This window comes from Amycolatopsis sp. PS_44_ISF1, assembly GCF_032335455.1.
In the GTDB taxonomy this organism is placed as follows: domain Bacteria; phylum Actinomycetota; class Actinomycetes; order Mycobacteriales; family Pseudonocardiaceae; genus Amycolatopsis.
Map to the genome: position 1 here is coordinate 370,632 of NZ_JANUXO010000001.1, position 18,769 is coordinate 389,400.

At 72.0% G+C, this 18,769-nt stretch carries 15 protein-coding genes; 11 read left to right on the top strand and 4 right to left on the bottom strand.

Annotated features, from left to right (window positions below; all coding sequences use genetic code 11):
* Window positions 1-1,077: 1,077 nt before the first annotated feature.
* A complete protein-coding gene (locus NYF13_RS01695) occupies window positions 1,078-1,761 on the top strand; it encodes a M23 family metallopeptidase (RefSeq protein WP_315653713.1) in 684 nt (227 codons plus the stop codon).
* 833 nt (window positions 1,762-2,594) lie between these two features.
* Here the strand turns inward: NYF13_RS01695 and pcrA are convergent.
* The gene (pcrA, locus tag NYF13_RS01700) at window positions 2,595-5,015 is read right to left on the bottom strand and encodes a DNA helicase PcrA (protein ID WP_315653714.1); all 2,421 of its coding nucleotides are present in this window, start codon (window positions 5,013-5,015) and stop codon (window positions 2,595-2,597) included.
* Window positions 5,016-5,148: 133 nt separating this feature from the next.
* On the opposite strand from pcrA, the gene NYF13_RS01705 reads away from it, so the two are divergent.
* From NYF13_RS01705 to NYF13_RS01735, 7 genes are all read left to right on the top strand, one after another.
* A complete protein-coding gene (locus NYF13_RS01705; protein ID WP_315653715.1) occupies window positions 5,149-5,565 on the top strand; it encodes a DUF1707 domain-containing protein in 417 nt (138 codons plus the stop codon).
* A gap of 165 nt (window positions 5,566-5,730) precedes the next feature.
* Window positions 5,731-6,027: a chorismate mutase gene (locus tag NYF13_RS01710; protein ID WP_315653716.1), complete on the top strand. Its 297-nt coding sequence runs from the start codon at window positions 5,731-5,733 to the stop codon at window positions 6,025-6,027.
* Between the two features lie 64 nt (window positions 6,028-6,091).
* Window positions 6,092-6,397 (top strand): hypothetical protein, encoded by a 306-nt coding sequence (locus NYF13_RS01715; protein ID WP_315653717.1) that lies wholly within the window; start codon window positions 6,092-6,094, stop codon window positions 6,395-6,397.
* Between the two features lie 1,019 nt (window positions 6,398-7,416).
* Entirely contained in the window at window positions 7,417-8,805 is a 1,389-nt protein-coding gene (locus tag NYF13_RS01720; RefSeq protein ID WP_315653718.1) for a hypothetical protein, read from the top strand.
* A 289-nt stretch (window positions 8,806-9,094) separates the two neighbouring features.
* Window positions 9,095-10,000: a hypothetical protein gene (locus NYF13_RS01725; protein ID WP_315653719.1), complete on the top strand. Its 906-nt coding sequence runs from the start codon at window positions 9,095-9,097 to the stop codon at window positions 9,998-10,000.
* Window positions 10,001-10,209: 209 nt separating this feature from the next.
* Window positions 10,210-11,838 (top strand): protein kinase domain-containing protein, encoded by a 1,629-nt coding sequence (locus tag NYF13_RS01730; RefSeq protein WP_315653720.1) that lies wholly within the window; start codon window positions 10,210-10,212, stop codon window positions 11,836-11,838.
* A 13-nt stretch (window positions 11,839-11,851) separates the two neighbouring features.
* The gene (locus tag NYF13_RS01735; RefSeq protein WP_315653721.1) at window positions 11,852-13,036 is read left to right on the top strand and encodes a protein kinase domain-containing protein; all 1,185 of its coding nucleotides are present in this window, start codon (window positions 11,852-11,854) and stop codon (window positions 13,034-13,036) included.
* Between the two features lie 9 nt (window positions 13,037-13,045).
* Here NYF13_RS01735 and NYF13_RS01740 read toward each other — a convergent pair whose 3' ends face one another.
* On the bottom strand, window positions 13,046-13,948 hold the full coding sequence (locus NYF13_RS01740) for a LysR family transcriptional regulator (RefSeq protein ID WP_315653722.1): 903 nt from the start codon (window positions 13,946-13,948) through the stop codon (window positions 13,046-13,048).
* Window positions 13,949-14,051: 103 nt separating this feature from the next.
* Between NYF13_RS01740 and NYF13_RS01745 the strand changes: the two genes are divergently transcribed.
* Window positions 14,052-14,966: a DMT family transporter gene (locus NYF13_RS01745; protein WP_315653723.1), complete on the top strand. Its 915-nt coding sequence runs from the start codon at window positions 14,052-14,054 to the stop codon at window positions 14,964-14,966.
* On the opposite strand, the gene NYF13_RS01750 is transcribed toward NYF13_RS01745, so the two are convergent.
* Complete coding sequence (locus tag NYF13_RS01750; RefSeq protein ID WP_315653724.1) at window positions 14,963-15,631, bottom strand: response regulator transcription factor; 669 nt, start codon at window positions 15,629-15,631, stop codon at window positions 14,963-14,965. The genes NYF13_RS01745 and NYF13_RS01750 overlap by 4 nt on opposite strands.
* A 46-nt stretch (window positions 15,632-15,677) precedes the next feature.
* Complete coding sequence (locus NYF13_RS01755; protein ID WP_396286361.1) at window positions 15,678-17,126, bottom strand: PspC domain-containing protein; 1,449 nt, start codon at window positions 17,124-17,126, stop codon at window positions 15,678-15,680.
* A gap of 119 nt (window positions 17,127-17,245) precedes the next feature.
* Between NYF13_RS01755 and NYF13_RS01760 the strand changes: the two genes are divergently transcribed.
* Together NYF13_RS01760 and NYF13_RS01765 are read left to right on the top strand one after the other, a co-directional pair.
* Entirely contained in the window at window positions 17,246-18,529 is a 1,284-nt protein-coding gene (locus tag NYF13_RS01760; protein ID WP_315653725.1) for a PspC domain-containing protein, read from the top strand.
* Complete coding sequence (locus NYF13_RS01765) at window positions 18,522-18,746, top strand: hypothetical protein (protein ID WP_315653726.1); 225 nt, start codon at window positions 18,522-18,524, stop codon at window positions 18,744-18,746. Before NYF13_RS01760 ends, NYF13_RS01765 begins: the two co-directional genes overlap by 8 nt.
* The last annotated feature ends 23 nt before the right edge of the window (window positions 18,747-18,769 follow it).

Genomic DNA, 18,769 nt, shown 5'->3' on the forward strand with positions numbered 1-18,769 from the left:
TAGGACGATCCCCCACCGGCCTTCTGGCGGGCAGGCCGATCGTTTACACCGGCGGCTTCAGAAGTGTCGGGGTCTTCGCGCATTTCGGGCGCTTCGGGCCGGGACGCACGCCCACGCCCGGAGTCACGCCGAGCACGCTCGCGAGCCGCAGCCTTGCGCTCAGCGAGACTGGGCCGCCCGAGATCGGGCCGCTGTGGACCACCGGGAGCCCCGGGTTTGCCCTGACCGGAATCAGGCCGGACCGCGGATGGGTCCCCGTCGAAGGGCCCTGGAGGCGAATTCATCGAACGCGACGCTAGCAAGCCGCCCCACCGAGGGCGCGCTGCCGCCGGAAAGCCACACCACCGCCTACCCGACCGGGTGCCCCCGAGATCCAAACCGCTCAGCCGGAACACCCCGTCCCTCAGCGACCGCATCCCGTCGACCCATGACCGAGGACAGCACCCCAGCGACAGCGAACCCCGACCCACCCGGCTCCTCGGCCGAAGGCGCCACGAGGCGCACAACGAATCTCAAGTGGGACAAACCAGTCAGCTACCGGCCCGACTCGGCAGCCTGAAACCGAACGGACGCGCCTCAACAGCGGACCGCAATCGTTTATTTCGAGAGCGGAGGTCCGAGCCCCCTCCTGAAGGCGTCGAGAGACCTACCCGTCGAGCTGATCACCCGAAAGACCTGTAACTGAAGTCACACCTTTCGGAGTAGTTTCCGATTAACTTTGAGTAATCCCCACAGCTAGCCGCCCGATCGGATCCGCTCGTTCGGCCGACTCGCGGGCCACACCTTGCCGTCGGCGGTGCCGCTTGGTTACTGTCCCCCGGTCCCCATTACAGTCAGGTCACAAAGGTCAGGACGCCGAGCGAACCACCCCCGAGGTTGGCTCACCGGGTTCCCCCGCCCGCAGTTCTGCTCCGACTCGACTCCCCGACGATGGAAGGCCCTGTCTTGGCTTCACACCGCTCCCCCGGCGGCCAAGCCCCTTCCCCGGCGCTGAAGGACGCACTGGACGGTGCTGTCATCCGCGTGCGGGGTTCGCACCGCATCGCTCCGCCGTCTTCCGCCCTGCGTGGGCGAGTTGTGGTCGCTGCTGTCGCGGCAGGCGCGTTCGCCGCCGCCGCCGCCGGCCAGACCCTCAAGACCGTGGCCTCGGACTCCGACACCGCCGTCACCCCGCTCGCCAACGCGCAGGAGGCGAGCGCTTCCTTCACCCTCGGCAGCGCCGGTTCCGGCGGCGCCCCGGAGCTGCTGCCCGCCGGTCACGGCATGGACGCCTCCGCCGAAGCGGCCAAGATGGCCGACAACCAGAAGGTCACCGACGCCCGCGAGAAGGCCGAGGCCGACGCCGCTCGTCAGGCCGCCGAAGAGGCTTCCCGGCCGAAGACCTGCCTGCCGGCCCACGGCACGTTCACCTCCGGCTTCGGCGCCCGCTGGGGCACCAGCCACCTCGGCATCGACATCGCCAACGCGATCGGCACGCCGATCTACGCCGCCTCCGACGGCACCGTGATCCAGGCCGGCCCGGCCAGCGGCTTCGGCCTGTGGGTCCGCGTCCAGCTCGAGGACGGCACCATCCAGGTCTACGGCCACATGGACAGCTTCTCGGTGCACGAGGGCCAGAAGGTCAAGTGCGGCGACCAGATCGCGAAGATCGGCGACCGCGGCGAGAGCACCGGCCCCCACCTGCACTTCGAGGTCTGGAAAGACGGCACCACGAAGATCGACCCGCGCCCGTGGCTCGCCGCCCGCGGCATCACCGTCTGAGCCAGACCCGCACCAGGCGCGGTCCGAACCGTCCCCGTCATCACAACGCGGACCAGATCTGTAGTCATCGTCGGAAACCCGTATAGATCCGGGAGCCGAGTCGACCCCCGCTCGGGGACCACATCGGCCCGATGCGCGGTTCGGGATCGGCCCCCACCCCTTCAGCCTCCGGTGGTCCTGGCTGGCTCGGCCGACGCAGCATCATGATCCGAGAGCCGTCACCACCTGGGAAACGGCTGTAGAGTTCGGTTTCAGCCGACAGCGCGAAACCGGGCTGAGAACGCCACAGCACCATGTGCTGATGCTTAGACGGGTTAGCACATCCATTAGCGCTCTCCGTCCGGCAGCCGACGGATGAAATAGGCGACCGCCACTTGCCAGACCGTGCACAGTCCGCTTTGCCGTCGGCCCGATCGCCGAGTGAAGCCGAACCAAGCCCACGATCGGTCGATCCAGGCCATGCCATCGCCCGGCCGCGAGCCACGTCGAGCCCCGTCCAACTCCGCCGAACTGGGCCTCGCCACGCCCCGCACCTGGCCACAAGACCGGCACGAACCGTCCGCACCCAGTTCATGCTGCCGAAGCAACGCACGCCAAGCGGCGGCCAACCTCGGCGCTTCCCCTGGGCCAAGGCCACCCCGACCTTGGCCCTCAGTCGTCCCCACGACTCCCTGCAAGTATTTCTGTACCCCACCGGCCAGGACGCCAAACAACGTCGCATCCACACCCTCGCCCTCCCTTCCCCAGGGCGCCGGCCCGAGAGTCAGCCTACCCCATGAAGTCGAACTTGTGTTCGATCGAGGCTGAGGTTAGCGGAGGGGTACGACAAGAATTCAGAGCTTCACCATCGGCACGCTGCCGATCAGCATCAGCCGGACCTTGCCCGAGGCGCCGAAGTCGATGGTCGCGGTCGAGCGGGGACCGACGCCGTCGCAGGAGACCACCGTGCCGAGCCCGTACTTGTCGTGGCTCACGCGGTCGCCGACGTCCAGCTTCAGCGCCACCGTGTCCTTCCACGCCTTGCCGAACGGCGATGTCGAAGAGGTGGAGGTCGACGAGGACGGAGACCGCCGGCCCCAGGTGGTCGCCGCCCGTGGGCCCGAAGACGAAGACCCCGAAGACGAGCCGAAGTTGCCGAAGCCCGGTGACGAGGGCTCCAGCCGCCGCCAGTCCACCAGATCCGGCGGCAGCTCGTCGAGGAAGCGCGAGGCCGGGTTCATCTGCGGCTGGCCCCACGCCGACCGCACCATGGCGCGCGAGACGTACAGCCGCTGCCGCGCCCGCGTGATCGCGACGTACGCGAGACGCCGCTCCTCCGCCAGCTCCGCGGGGTCGCCGAGCGCGCGCATGTGCGGGAAGACGCCGTCCTCCCAGCCGGTGCAGAACACCACCGGGTACTCCAGGCCCTTCGCGGTGTGCACGGTCATCAGCGTGACCACGCCCGCGCCGCCGTCGCCCTCCTCGCCCCCGTCCGCGGCCGGGATCGAATCGGCGTCCGCGACCAGCGAAACGCGCTCCAGGAAGGCCGGCAGCGAGCCGGGCGCGGGGACGCCGTCGTCCAGCACCAGCTCGGCGTTCTCGTCCTGGGTGACCTCGGCGGTGAACTCGGTGAACTCGCGCGCCACCGTGACGAGCTCGGTCAGGTTCTCCACCCGGGAGGCGTCCTGCGGGTCGTCGGACTCCTCGAGCTCCGCGCGGTAACCCGTGCGCTCCAGCACGGACTCCAGCAGGTCGTGCACCTCCGCGCCGGAGGCGGCCACCTCGCCGAGGTCGTCGAGCAGCGACACGAACCCGGTGATCGCCTTGGCCGAGCGCGGGTTCAGCAGCGCCACCTTGCCCTCCACCGCGTCCCGCAGCGCCGCGGCGAAGGAGATCCGCTCGCGCTCCGCGTGCGTGGCGACCACAGCCTCGGCCCGGTCGCCGATGCCGCGCTTCGGCACGTTCAGGATGCGGCGCAGGCTGACCGTGTCCTCCGGGTTCGCCAGCACCCGCAGGTACGCCAGCATGTCCCGGACCTCGCGGCGCTCGTAGAACCGCACACCGCCGACGACCTTGTACGGCAGGCCGAGGCGGATGAAGATCTCCTCGAACACCCGCGACTGGTTGTTGGTGCGGTAGAACACGGCGATGTCGGAGTAGTCCGCCTCGCCCTTCTCCGCCAGGGCGTCGATCTCCCCGGCGACGAACGCCGCCTCGTCGTGGTCGTTGTCCGAGACGTAGCCGACGATCTTCTCGCCGTCGCCGGAATCGGTCCACAGCCGCTTCGCCCGCCGGTTCGGGTTCCGGGCGATCACCGCGTTCGCCGCCGACAGGATCGTCTGCGTGGACCGGTAGTTCTGCTCCAGCAGGATGGTGTGCGCGTTGGGGAAGTCGCGCTCGAACTCCTCGATGTTGCGGATCGTGGCGCCGCGGAAGGCGTAGATGGACTGGTCCGCGTCGCCGACCACGCACAGCTCGGCCTGCGGGATGCCGGATTCGCTCGCCTCAGTGCCCGCGAGCACGCGCACCAGGGTGTACTGCGCGTGGTTGGTGTCCTGGTACTCGTCGACCAGCACGTGGCGGAACCGGCGCCGGTAGTACTCGGCGACGTCCGGGAACGTCTGCAGCAGCGACACCGTGCGCATGATCAGGTCGTCGAAGTCGAACGCGTTGGCCTGGTCGAGCCGGCGCTGGTACTCGCCGTACACCTCGGCCACGCGGCGTTCGAGGTCGTTCGCCGCGTTCGCCGCCGCGTCCTCGGGTCCGACCAGCTCGTTCTTCAGGTTCGAGATGTTCACCGCGAGCGTGCGGGCGGCGTACTTCTTCGGGTCGATGTCGAGGTCCCGCGCGACCAGCGTGATCAGCCGCTTGGTGTCGTCGGAGTCGTAGATGGAGAAGCTCGACGACATGTTCAGCGTCTTCGCCTCGCGGCGCAGGATCCGCACGCACATGGAGTGGAAGGTGGACACCCACATCGCGTTGGCCCGGCGGCCCACGAGCGCCGCGACGCGCTCGCGCATCTCGGCCGCGGCCTTGTTGGTGAACGTGATCGCCATGATCTCGCCGGGGTGCACCCCCCGCTGGCCGAGCAGGTACGCGATCCGGCGGGTCAGCACCCGCGTCTTGCCCGAGCCCGCGCCCGCGACGACGAGCAGCGGCCCGCCCGCGTGGCTGACCGCCTCACGCTGCGCCGGGTTGAGGTCCTCGAGCAGGTCGGCCGTTCCTTTCCGGGCGGGCACGGGCTGTTCGGCGGGGAGATCGAAGAGGGTGTCCATCGCCTGTCCACGCTACCCCTGGGGCACGACAGGTTCGCACCGGACACAGCGGTGGCTGCGCTCGTGGACGTACGCCGCGGTGCAGCCCGGCGGCCGACGCGCGCGGGCCGCGCCCGGCGGAGCATCGACCGGTATGGACACCGAGATTCCCGCCCGCCTCAGGGCTTCCGACGGCGACCGAGAGCGCGTCGCCGCGACGATCCAGGCCGCCGGCGCCGAAGGACGGCTCACCCTGGAGGAGGTCGAAGACCGCTTGGGCACGGTCTACGCGACCCGCTTCACCGACGAGCTCGGCGAGCTCACCACCGACCTGCCCCGGCCGCGACCCGAGCGACGGCCGTTCGCCCGCGAAGCGCTGCGGCGCCCGGCGCTGCGCGTCCACCTCGGCGTGGTGGCGGTGCTCGTGGTGCTGCTGATCGTGCGCTGGGCGGTGGGCGGCGCCGGCTTCTTCTGGCCGGCGATGCCGGTGTTCTGGCTCTCCGTGAGCGTCCTCGCGCACGCGCGCGCGGTGAGTTTCCGGGAACGGCGTGGCGCGGCTGTGCCATACTGAACGGGTGCAGCACTGCAGCGAGCGATTTTTTTACGGGACCCGGACTCCGGCTCCCGTGATCGCGTAGTGCCCCACCCGCCATCACCCGCAGCCCCGGAGTCCACGGACCCGGGGCTTTCGCCGTCCCAGGGGCCCACTGGGAATCCGGGCTTCAGAGAGGTCCCGATGAACGCGCAGACGCAGAACGCCGACGGACAGCCCACCGAGAACAGCACGGCGGGCGAGGACATCACTTCGCTCCGCAAGGAGATCGACTGGCTCGACGCCGAGATCCTGCGGCTGGTCAAACGCCGCGTCGAGGTGTCGAAGACGGTCGGCGCCGCCCGCATGGCCGCCGGTGGCGTGAAGATGGTCTACAACCGCGAGATGGACGTGCTGGCCCGCTACCGCGAGCTCGGCCCGGAGGGCCGGCAGCTGGCCATGGCGCTGCTCAACCTGGGGCGCGGACGGCTCGGCCGGTGAAATTTCGGGTGGTATCGGGGACTTCCCCGATTCACGCGGCCGCGGAACCGGGCAGACTGGACCCATGATTAACGTCATCGCCGTCATCATCGCCATCGCGAGCGTGCTGGCCGCACTGGGCCACTTGGGCTACTTGGCGCTGCTCAACAACGCGGCGGGTAAGCGCGCCGGCGGTGCGCCGGTCGCGCAGTACGTCCGGAGCCGCTGGGCGATCGCCGGTGGTACCACCGCGGCATCACTGCTGGCCTGGCTCTTCACGAGTGGGGGAACTTTCCTCGACATCCTCGGCATCGTTATCGCTGTGGGTAGCGGTGCGGTGGCCATGAAGTCCCTCCAGTCGACCCAGGAGAAGTACCGCAGCGGAGGGTGACCGGCGTGACCTGCGCCGATCGCACTGCGTAGCGTGAGCTGCGCCCGTTCGGCCGCGCACGACCGAGTGAAACCTGTGCAAGTTGCACTTCGCCCGAGACTTTCACCCTCCGGGTCTCTTAGTGTGGTGCGCGTGATGACCCTTGCGTCTGGGTCGGGATACGACCGTCGGACGCACGGCTGCTGCGGCACCGTGCGCCTGCTGGCGGATGCGCGTGCAGATGCTCAGGAGTTCGCAAGGGTGGAAGCAAGTGACTCCGCCGGTTCCGACCCTGCTGGTTCCGACCCTGCTGGTTCCGACTCCGCTGGTTCCAACCCTGCTGGTTCCGACCCTGCCGATCCCGGTTCTGCTCCATTCGGTTTAACCGCGGCCCGGCCGACGTCACGGCCGAGCCGGGGAGGGGTCGGACGGGCATGAGCGCAAGAGCCAGGGGCGGGCCGGGCCGATCGGACGCGGTGTCGGCCACCGAGGTCACGATGCCGGGACGGCACCGGCCACACGGTCCGGACGCCTGGACGCCCGCCGTGCCCCGCCGCAACGGCGGCAACCACCGCCACCGCCCCGGACCGGACAAGGTCGACCCGGCCGCGCTTCCCGTGGCCCGGGGTGGTCAACCGGACGTACGGACCGGATTCCCCGCTACACGCGGTGGCCAGCCGGACGCACGAGCCGGGTTCCCCGCCGCACGTGGTGGCCAGCCGGACGCGCGAGCCGGATTTCCCGCCGCACGTAGCGGACAGCCCGACGCGCTAGCCGGGTTCCCCGCCGCGCGTAGTGAACAGATCGACGCGCGAGCCAACTTCCCTGCCGCACGTGGCGGACAGCCTGATGGGCCAGCGGCGTTCGCCCCGGTGCGCAGTGAGCAGTTGCCACCACGGACCCCTTTTCCTTCCGCGCGTGGTGAAGCGACCGCGTCCCCCGCAGCGCGTGGCGAGCAGCAACCGTCGCGGACCGCTCCTTCCTCCGCGCGGAGCGAGCAAGCGGCTTTCCCTTCGGCGCACGGGACACTGCCGACCCCGATGGGACGGCCCGACTTCCTCGCCGCTCCGCTACCCCAGCCCCAGTCCCGGACCGCGCCGGCCGACGAAGCGTTCCGGCCCAAGGTCGGCGACGAGGCGTCCCGGCCGCAGCGCAGGAGCGCTTTCTCGCCGCAGCCGGACGGGCGGGGTGGCAACCTGTTCGCTTCACCGCAGCCGCAGGACCGCGAAGACGAGGCATTCCGGCCGCCGCAGCCGCAGCGGGTCATGGAGCCGGGCGCGCAGCGGGAGCGGGTTGATCTCGCGTCAGCGCCGAAGCGGTTGAAGACCGAGCCTCCACCGCGAGACCGGTGGGAGCTCGTCGCGACGGCCTCCGCTTCTCCGCAGCAGACGATCGGTCACGGACAAGCGCCCACGGCCCGGCAGGCCCAGGGCCAGTGGGCCGAGGAGGAAGATCTCCTGCCCTTTGACGACGCGACCGGTGAGACCGCCGCAACCGCCGGGAACCAGGAAGACCGGGAAACCCCGCAACGGCAGCGGGTCACCCTGCGAACGGCCGCGCGCCCCCGGCCCCGGGAAGAAGAGGACGTGCGGGTCTTCGCTGCCCCGGCCGTGGACGGGCTGGGGAAGTTCGACCTCGGCTCGGTGCCGGCGTCGGTGACACCGCCGAAGTCGTGGCGCAAGGCCGCGTGGTTCGCCACCGGTGCGTCCGGGGCGGTGGTCGTGGGCCTGCTCTTCGCCGGGACGTTCCTGGTCGGCGGCCCGGCCACGACCACCGACGCGATCGGCGGCGGCTGGCCCGGGCGGCAGAACGGCGGCAATCCGCTGCTCGTCCCCGACGCCCCCACCAACCACCGCGGCGGCACGACCGGCGAGACCCACCGCAGCTCCGCCAGCGAGACCGGCAGCCCGCAGAGCAGCAACCGGCCGTCCGCCTCGGACGACGCCCCCCGCCCGCGCTCGCAGGTCGCGGGCAACGGCATCCCCGCCAGTGACGACGTGACTGCCTCCGACCCGGCGACCGGCAGCTCCCCGTCCGGCCCGGTCACCACCGGCTCACCCTCCCCGCGCCCGCGCAAGCCCCCGGTCACGCCCGCCCTCCGCGAGACCAAGCCGCAGGTCTATTACACGACCCCGGCCGACACCAAGAAGATGGGCGACAACTCGGAGAAGTTCTTCAACACCGTGACCACCGACCCGGGTGCGGCCTCGGCCGTCACCTCCGGCGACCTGCACGCCCAGGGCCCCAGCGCCCTGCGTCAGCACTACGCCGACGTCGCGTACTTCGAAGTCAAGAAGGTGACCATCGACCCGGACCGCGACGTCACCGTGAACACGGTCGAGGTGACCCATACCGATGGCAGCAAGTCCACCGAGCAGCGCACGCTCACCTTCGGCGACAACGGGAAAATTACCGACGACGGGGCCTGATGCGGAGTGACCGCGCAGGTCAGGACCGCATTTCGTGCAAGTGCAGGCGGCCCGTTCCGATGCACGTGCAGTGCGGTGAGCGGTTGTCCAGGGTCCGGTTGGGTGACATAGGCTGCCGCTCGTCGTGTGACGACGGCATTCCAGCGACGGAGCCTGGCGGCGGCCGGGCCGCGCAGGGTTACCTGAAGACAGCGGGTCCGGTGGCCGATCACGAGTCGGCCGTCCGGACCACCGGCACGCGGCCGAACGGCCGCACCGCCGCCCCCCGGAACCCCAGAGCGAGGACTTCGTGCTTGATCGGCAGCGCACCCGGCGTGAACCGGACGCCGTACGCGTCGAGGACGTGATCCCTCCCGACCTGCTCGACGGCGTCGGCGACGAGGACCGTGACTACCTCGAGCAGGTCTTCCGCGAGCCGCAGAAGTACCTGCCGCCGCGGTCGCGGCGCCCGGTCGCGGCCCACCGCCCGGAGGAGCAGGCCGAGGAGCCCGAGAGCCGCCTGGCGCGACGCGCCAAGCTGGTGGGACTGGTCGGTGCCGGAGCGCTCGTCGCGGGCGCGGTGGTCACCGCTTCGCTGCTCAGCGGCGGTCCGCGCCCCACCACGCCGGTCACGGCCGAAGAGTCCTTCCCCGCCGGGTTCAGCGGCGCCGCCGCCCTCGGTGGCGCGGTCGTGCCGGAGCAGCACCGCCGCTCCGGCGGCACCACCCCCGGCCACCGCGAGAGCACCCCGTCCGCCTCGGGTGGCGACACCACCGGCACCGCCGGCACCACGGTCACCACCCCGGGCACCGGCGGCCTCACCCGGGAGAGCACCGGACCCAGCCCGTCCGCCCCGGCCGAGGTCGAGTCGTCGACGGGCGGCCAGTCCACGAGCACCGACCCGGCCACGGCCGGGGACAAGCTCGCGGCGGTGAAGAAGTTCTACGCCTCGATCGAGCGGAGCCCGAGCACGGCGCTGTCCCTGCTCACCCCGGTGCTGGCCGGCGGCGAAGCGGGCAGCCTGGTGCGCGCGTGGAGCGTGATGAGCGCCATCGACGTGCAGGACCTGCGGGTGCAGGACGACGGATCGGTGCTCGCGGTCGCCGTGCTGCACCAGGCCGACGGGACGCTGGTGCGGGTCACCCAGCAGTTCGACGTCACCGGGCACGACGTCATTTCCGCGGCCCGGGTACTCTCGGCCGTCGCCTTCGCGTGACCTGCGCCGATCACCCACCCGGAAGTCGGCCAGAGCGTGCCGAATGTGTGTGCACAGAGTGAACGCCTAGCCTTGTCGCTGGCCGGTCCCGGAACAACCGGCGCCCGGCCCACGACAGGTGCCTACGCTCCGGTGCGGCGACCGGCCGGTCGCCCCTCGGGGGCGGGCCGGTCCCGCCCCGGCAAGTCGGAGCCCCAAAGGGAGGTCGCGTGAGCGACGAGGGTCGTCTGGTCGCCGGCCGCTACCGAGTCATCGGCAAGATCGGCTCGGGCGCGATGGGCGCCGTCTGGCAGGCCCACGACGACGTCCTGGGCCGCACCGTGGCCATCAAGCAGCTGCTGCTGCAGCCGGGGCTCGACGAGCGCGCCGCCGAGGACGCGCGGCAGCGCACCATGCGCGAGGGCCGCATCGCCGCGCGCCTGCACCACCCGAACGCGATCTCGGTCTTCGACGTGGTCACCGACGACAACGGCCAGCCCTGCCTGATCATGGAGTACCTCAGGTCGACCAGCCTGGCCGAGGTGCTGCAGGGCGGGACCCTTCCGCCGCTGGAGGTCGCCGCCATCGGCGCGCAGATCGCGGCGGCGCTGCGCGAGGCGCACGCGGTCGGGATCGTGCACCGGGACATCAAGCCCGGCAACATCCTGCTCGCCGACAACGGCACCGTGAAGATCACCGACTTCGGCATCTCCCGCGCCAAGGACGACGTCACGGTCACCAAGACCGGGATGATCGCCGGCACCCCCGCCTACCTCGCGCCCGAGGTGGCCATCGGCGGCGATCCCGGCCCCGAGTCCGACGTCTTCTCGCTCGGCTCCACGCTGTACGCCGCCTGCGAGGGCCAGCCGCCGTTCGGGCTGTCGGAGAACACGCTGAGCCTGCTGCACGCGGTCGCGGCCGGGCAGATCAACCCGCCGCGGCAGTCGGGCCCGCTGGCCAGCGTGCTCGCCGTGCTGCTGCACCCCGACGTGCAGCACCGGCCGACGGCCGAGGAGTGCGAGGAGCTGCTGGCCGCCGTCGCGCGCGGCGAGACCCCGCTCGGCGGCGCGGCGGACGAGACCGTGATGGCCCCGATGGCGGGCACGCTGGGCGCCGCGGCGGCCGGTGTGGGCGCCACCCGGATGCTGGGTGAGGAGGAAATGCCCGTCGGGCACTCCGGCACCCTGCTCGGTGAGCCCGGACCGGCGCAGCAGTACTACGCCGAGGACGACTACCCCGCGGCCACCGGCTATCCCGAGGACGACTACGACGGGTACGGCCAGTACCAGCCGGAGCCGCCGCTCTACGGCGATCCCGGCCGCAACGGGCTGGCAGCCACCCGCGCCGTCCCGGTCGGCCCCGGCGGTCCCGGCGCTCCCGGCGGTCATGAGGGCGAGCCGTACGACGACTACGACGACGAGCCCCCGCGGGCCCGCACCGGCCCGGCCGACGAGGACCGGGAGCGCCCCGGCGCCTGGAAGAAGCCCGCGCTCATCGGCGGCATCGTGGCGGTCGGCCTGGTCGCGCTCGGCATCTGGCTGCTCAGCTCCAACAACCCGCCGGACGCCTCCCGGCAGCCGGCCCCGCCCGCCTCCTCTTCGGCGGTGGTGCCGACCACGGACGCCCCGCCCTCCACCAGTGAGGCAACCACCGGCTCGGACCAGACGTCCAACCAGCAGGCACCGTCCTCCGGGCGGCCCACCTCGCGGCGGTCGGAGCCGCGGGACACCCCGACCCGGGCCAGCGACCCGCCTCCGACCAGGGATTCGGATCCGCCGTCCCGCAAGCCGTCGAGTTCGGCCAAGCCGACGACCTCCGACAAGCCGACGGACACCCCGACCCCATCCTCCAACCCTTGATCCAGGATGAGATTTGAGTTCTGAAGGCAGCATCGTCGGCAGCCGGTACCGGCTGGACCAGCCGATCGGCCGTGGGCGCGCGGGCATCGTGTGGCTCGCGTTCGACACCCGGCTGTTCCGCACGGTCGCGATGAAGCGCATGTACCTGCCCGTGGGCCTGCCGGCCGACCGGGCGGAGCAGGCGCGCGCGATGGCGATGCAGGAGGGCAAGGACGCGGCGCGGATCGAGCACCCCTGCGCGATCACCGTGTTCGACGTGCTGCCCGACGGCCAGGACGTGTGGCTGGTGATGGAGTACATCCCCTCCCGCGGGATGTCGGTCTTCCTGGCCGAGCACGGCCGGCTCACGCCCGAGCAGGCCGCTTCGCTGGGCATCCTGCTGGGTGACGCGATGGCGGCGATCCACGCGGCCGGCATCATCCACCGGACGCTGGAGCCGGGCACCGTGCTGCTCGCCGACGACGGCGGGGTGAAGCTCACCGACATCGGCATCACCGGGGGCGGCCCGCACGCCGCCTACCGCGCGCCCGAGGTGACCCGCGGCGGAGCGCCGTCACCGGCCGCGGACGTGTTCTCCCTGGGCGCCACGCTGTACACGGCGGTCGAAGGCGTTCCGCCGTTCGGCGACGACGGGACCTCGTCCGAGCGGCCGGCGCAGAACGCGGGCGCGCTCACCGGCGCGTTGCGCAAGATGCTCCGGGCGGACCCGACGACCCGGCCGACGATGGCCGACACCGTGACCGCGCTCAGCGCCATCACCGAGGGCCGCCAGACCGCGTTCGTGCCGCCGACCGCACCCGCGATGCCGACCATGCCCGTGTCCTGGCCGCCGGCCGCGAACCCGCAGCCGGGGCCCCCGTCGGGCTCCCAGCCGAGTCTTCTCCCGCCGCTGGGCCCGCCGTCCGGACCGCAGCAGCAGCCGTTCGCCGAGCCGCCGACGCAGCAGGCGCCGTTGCGGCAGGCGCCCTACCCGCTCGCGCCCCCGCCAGCGGTGGACCAGCAGCCCACTCAGCAGATCCAGCCGATGCCGCCGCAGTCGCCTTCGGCCCGGTTCGTGCCGTCGGCCGCGCAGCAGGCGGCGTCGGCCGAGACCGCGGCCCAGAAGGCGGCGGCGCGGCGGAAGCTGATCATGACCGTGGCCGCGGTCCTGTGCGCCGTGCTGATCGGCATCGGGGTCTCGCAGCTGCTGTTCGTCTGAGCGGTCCGGCTAGCCGATCCTTCCGGCGGCCTCGCGCATGGCCGCCACGAGGGTGCGCACGGCGGGGCTGCCCGCGGCCCGTGCCGTGATGGCGGCGTAGATCCTCCGGCACGGCTCCGGGTTGCGGATCCGGCGCACGACCACCCCCGCGTGCGGCGAGCCGAGGCCGAGCTCCGGCACCAGTCCGACGCCCAGCCCGGCGGCGATGAACCCCTGCGCGGTCTGGTAGTCCTCGGATTCGACCACGATGTTCGGCGCGAAGCCCGCGGACGCGCAGGCGGAATCGAGGATGTCCCGGCACATGCCGGGCATCGAGTCGACGCCCACCCACGGCTCGTCGGCGAGGTCCGCCAGCGCCAGCACCCGCTTGCGCGCGAGCGGGTGGGCGCGCGGCAGCACCGCGCGGTACGGGTCGTCGAGCAGGTGCTGCAGTTCCACCCCCTGGGCCGGGGGGTTCGACCGGGGGAAGACGACGATGGCCACGTCGGCACGGCCGGCCTCGACCTCGGGCAGCGGGTCTTCCGGCTCCACCAGCTTGAGGTCGATCCACACGCCGGGGTGATCGCGGCGGACCGCGGCCACGGCGTGCGGCACGACCGAAGCGCCCGCGGTGGCGAAGTAGCGGATGGCCAGCTTGCCGGTGCGCCCCTCCTTCAGCTCGGTGAGCGCGGTCTCGGCCCGGGCCAGCTCCACGCTGAGCGCCTCGGCGTGCTCGCACAGCAGCGTGCCGGCCGGGGTGGGCCGGACGCCGCGGCCGACGCGCTCCAGCAGTTCGGTGCCCGCCTCCCGTTCCAGCGTCGAGAGCTGCTGGCTGATCGCCGACGGGGTGTACCCGAGGTTCCGGGCCGCGGCGGTGATCGAACCGCTGGTCACCACCGCCCGCAGCACCTGCATCCGCCGCACGTCGAGCATGGCTCGATGCTACAGCTCAGCTTAAGGGTTCGTGCAGGTAATCTCGCTTGTCCTTACGTCTCGGCGCGACGAAGCTGGTCGCCGGATCGTGAGGAGGACACCGGTGGGCGAGACGAAGACCCTGCTCCGGATCGGTGCGCTGGCGCTGATGTGGGGTTCGAGCTTCTTCTGGATCAAGCTGGGCCTGGACGCGCTGTCCCCGGTGCAGCTGGTGCTGGCGCGGCTGGTGCTCGGCGCGGTGGTGCTGCTGGCGCTGTGCCGGCTCCACCGGCACCGGATGCCATCGGACAAGCGGGCCTGGGGCCACCTGCTCGTGGCCGCCTTCTTCCACAACGCGCTGCCGTTCCTGCTCTTCGCGGTCGCCGAGACCACTGTGGACTCCGGTATCACCGGCGTGCTGAACTCGACGACCCCGTTGTGGGTGCTCGTGGTGGCGCCGCTGCTGGGCGTGCCGAACCGGATGACGGGTGCCCGCCTGGCCGGTCTCGTGGTCGGGCTCGCCGGCATCGTGCTGATCTTCGCCCCCTGGCAGGCTTCGGGCCTGCTGAGCTGGGGCGCGCTGGCCTGCCTCGCGGCCGCGGCAAGCTACGGTTTCGCGTTCGTCTACGAGGGCCGTTACCTGTCGGGCCACGGGTACTCGCCGTACGCGCTGTCCGGCGGGCAAATGCTGCTGGCCACCGGGTTCGTGCTGCTGGTCCTGCCGTTCGGCGGGCTGACGCCGGTGCACCCGAGCCCCCTGGCGGCGATCGCGATCGTGGTGCTGGGCCTCGGCTCGACCGGGATCGCGTTCGCACTGAACTACCAGCTGCTGGCCAGCGAGGGCGCCGTGGCCGCGTCCGTGGTCGGCTACCTGCTGCCGGTGGTCTCGGTGCTGCTGGGCGCGGTGTTCCTGCACGAGCACCTGAACCTGCGGGTGATCGCGGGCATGCTGGTGGTGCTCGGCGGCGTCGCGCTGACCCGGTTGAAGCGCCGGGCGGCGGTGCCGGCGGGCGACGCGGTGGCCGCGGAACGGGTCTAGACGAGACGCCGGTCTGAAGCCCAGCGGGAAAGCTCGTAGCGGTTCGAAAGCTGCGTCTTGCGCAAGACGCTCGAAACGTGCGTCTCCACCGTCTTCACCGAGATGAACAGCTCCGAAGCGATCTCCTTGTAGGCATAACCGCGCGCCAGCAGGCGGAGGACGTCGCGCTCGCGGGGGGTGAGGAGGTCGAGTTCCGGGTCGTTGATCGGGGCGGAGCCGGGGCGGTCGGCGAACGCGTCGAGCACGAAACCGGCCAGGCGCGGGGAAAACACCGCGTCGCCGTCGGCCACGCGGACGATCGCGCGCACCAGTTCCTTCGAGGAGATGGTCTTGGTGACGTAGCCGCGCGCGCCGGAGCGGATCACGGCGATCACGTCCTCGGCCGCATCGGAGACCGAGAGGGCGAGGAACACCACGTCCGGCCGCTCCGGGCGCACCTGCCGGAGCACCTCGGCGCCCCCGCCGTCGGGCATGTGGACGTCGAGCAGCACCACCTGCGGCCGGGTGCGCACGATGCCCGCGACGGCGTCCGCCACCGAGCCCGCCTCGCCCACCACCCGCACCTCGTCGGTGATGGAATCGAGCTCGGTGCGGACCCCGGCGCGGAAGAGCGCGTGGTCGTCCACCAGGAAGACCTCGACCGGCTCCCGCTGGCTCTCCGTCACGACACCACTCCCTCGCTGTGAATGCTTCTGCCCGAGCATAGCGACGTCAGGCCGGCCCCTTGCCGGTTCGGACCGGCATGGCCAGCTGGACCTCGGTGCCCTCGCCCGGGGCGGTGCGCAGCTTGCACGTGCCGCCGTGGCGCTCCATGCGGCCGCGGATCGAATCGGCGAGCCCGTGCCGGTCGGCCGGGACCACCTCCGGGTCGAAGCCCTTGCCGCGGTCGCGGACGAACACGGTCACCGCGGTCGGCTCCACCTCGGCGTACACGCTGACCTCGTCGACGCCCGCGTGCTTGGCCGCGTTGACGATCGCCTCGCGCGCGGCCTGGACCAACGCTGTCAACGGTTCGTTCAGCTCCGCCTCACCGACCACGACCTGGCCGACGGAGATCGCGAACTGGTCCTCGACCTCCCCGCAGGCGGCGGCGAGCGCCTCCGACAGCCGGCGGCCGCCCTCGTCCTGCTCCTCGGGCTTCTTCTCGCTGGGCTTGCCGTAGCCGTTGGGGCCGTACAGCCAGCCGCGCAGCTCGCGCTCCTGGCCGCGGGCCAGCCGGGCGACCTCACGCGGCCGGTCGGAGTGCTTCTGGATCAGGGCGAGCGTTTGCAGCACGGAATCGTGCAGGTGCGCGGCGATCTCGGCGCGCTCGTCGGTGCGGATGCGCGCGCGGCGCTCGTCGCCGAGGTCGCGGACCAGGCGCAGCCAGAACGGGACGGTGAGCACCGCGACGCCGACCAGCGTCGCCAGCACGGCGAGCAGGGCGAACTGGACCTGGTCGAAGTTCCCGCCCTGGAACACCACCACCCCGATGCCGGTGGCCACCAGCGCGACTCCGGCCAGGATCCGGATGATCGCCGAACCCCGGCCGCCCCCGCCGACCAGCGCGCCGGTGACGCCGTCCCGCGCACCCTCCCGCCACCGCCGGCGCTGGGATTCGTCGGCCTCCCGCCAGACCACCGCCGCCCCGAACATGGCCAGGGCCAACGGCACGGCCACCCAGCCGCGGATGGTGCCGGTGAGCGTGCTGAACGCGATGGCGAGGCCGATGCCGAGCGCGATCAGGCCGTACGCCTGCTGCCGGTCCTTCACACTGACCTTGGTGGCTTCACCCTCTTCGGCGCGCTGCTGCACGAAGACCCACAGCAGTCCGTACGCGAGCATCCCGGCGCCGTTGAGCGCGGCGAGCAGGGCGAACGCGGTGCGCACCCAGACCACCGGCACGCCGAGGTGGTCGGCGAGCCCGCCCGCGACCCCGGCGACCGCCCGGTCGGACCGGCGGCGGTACATCTTCGGCTCCGTCCCGGGGCCCCCGGCGATCGAGGGTTCGCCGGCCGGTTTCCGGGCCTCGGTCCCGAGGGAACCGGCCTCGGACTGGCTGGCCACCGGGCTGGTCGAGGACTCGTCGCGGGACGGCCCGGTCACTTCCGGTTCGGTGGTGCCGTGGTCGAGGGAGTCCTGCACCGGTCCATGGTCACACGGCGCGACGTCCGGTGGCATCGGGGAAGCCCCTGATCCACCACCCCGAGCCGCTGCGCCGCCCGGCCGCCGGACCCTGAGCCCGGGATCAGGGACCTTCCCCGATGTGGCCGAAGCGCTCGTCAAGCATGCTTTCCGGTATGAGTGGTGCGAACGAGACGAGGGCTCCGAAGACGAACCCCCTCAACGGGTTCGAGGAGACCGTCAAGGATTTCTGGGTCAGCCGGCCGCGGCGGCCGCAGACCGGGCGGAAGGTGGCCGGGGTCGGGGCGGGGCTGGGGAACCGGTACGGCGTCGATCCCGTGGTGATCCGGGTGGCCCTGGTGGCGGCGACCGTGTTCGGCGGGTTCGGGCTGGTGTTCTACCTGCTGGGCTGGCTGCTGTTCCCCGAGGAGGCCGACGACGTGTCCGGCTTCGAGTCGATGGTCGGGCGGGGCCACTCGTCGATGACCACGGCGTTCTCCGTGGTGCTGTGCGTGGCCCTGATCCCGGTGACCGGCTGGACGTTCGGCGGGGGCTGGTTCGACGGCGGGGGCCTGATCGGCTTCGTGCTGCTCTCCATCGGCCTCTACCTCCTGCACCGCAGCCGAGGGCAGTACAACCGCCCGGCGCCCGTCGTCGCTTACGCGGCGGCGAGGGCGGCGGCGCCGACCGGCACGGGGGCGTTCACGATGACCGGCCACGCCACCGCGACCGGCACGGCCGCGCCGGGCTGGGATCCGCTCGCGGCCGCGCCCGGCGGCTGGGACCTGCCCGATCCGGCGGCGCCGGTACCCCCGCCGTCGTCCGTCCCGCCGCCGCGCTCCCACCGGCCGCAGTCGAAGATCGGCGGGATGGTGTTCGGGCTGGCCGTGCTCGTGGCCATCGCGGGGGCGGCGCTGAACCTCAACGGGGTCGACTGGTTCTCGCTGCGGCACATCATCGGGCTGGTGCTCGGGGTGCTGGGCGTCGGCCTGGTGGCGGGTGCCTTCGCCGGTGGTGCCCGCAGGCTGATCGGGCTGGCCGTGCCGCTGGCGATCGCCGGGATGGTCCTGACCACGAGCCCGTTCGACGACTTCGACCTCGAAGGCGGCGTCGGCGACCTGACCGCGGCCCCGCGTTCGGCCGCCGAGCTGCAGCCGGTCTACCGGCACGCGGCGGGCAACCTGGACCTGGACCTGACCCAGGTGCCGCTCACCGGGCCGATCACCACCACGGTGTCCAACGGCGCCGGCACCACCGTCGTCACGGTTCCCGCCACCGCCGACGTCACCTTCGACTGCGAGAACACCGCGGGCGAGGTGTCCTGCCTCGGCCGCTCCGGCAGCGGCGTCGGGCAGTCCCCCATCACCGGCACCGACCTCGGCGACGACGGTCCCGGTGGGCAGAAGCTCACTCTCCACGTCTCGAACGGCGTGGGCCAGGTGGAGGTGCGCCGTGGCTGAAAACCCTCACACCCGCGACGAATCCACTCCGGCCCGGCGCGGGGTGGACGGGTTCACCCTGATCGTCGGCCTGGCCACCCTGCTGGTCTCGGCCTACGTCCTCTCCGACGGCGCCGGTGGGTTGCCGGCCTTCGACTTCCGCTGGGTCCTCGCGGGCGGCGCGGTGTTCGCCGGGGTGCTGCTGCTGGCCGCGTCACTGCGCCGGCGGCGGCCGTAGGCCGGCCGCCACTTCCGGCGGTG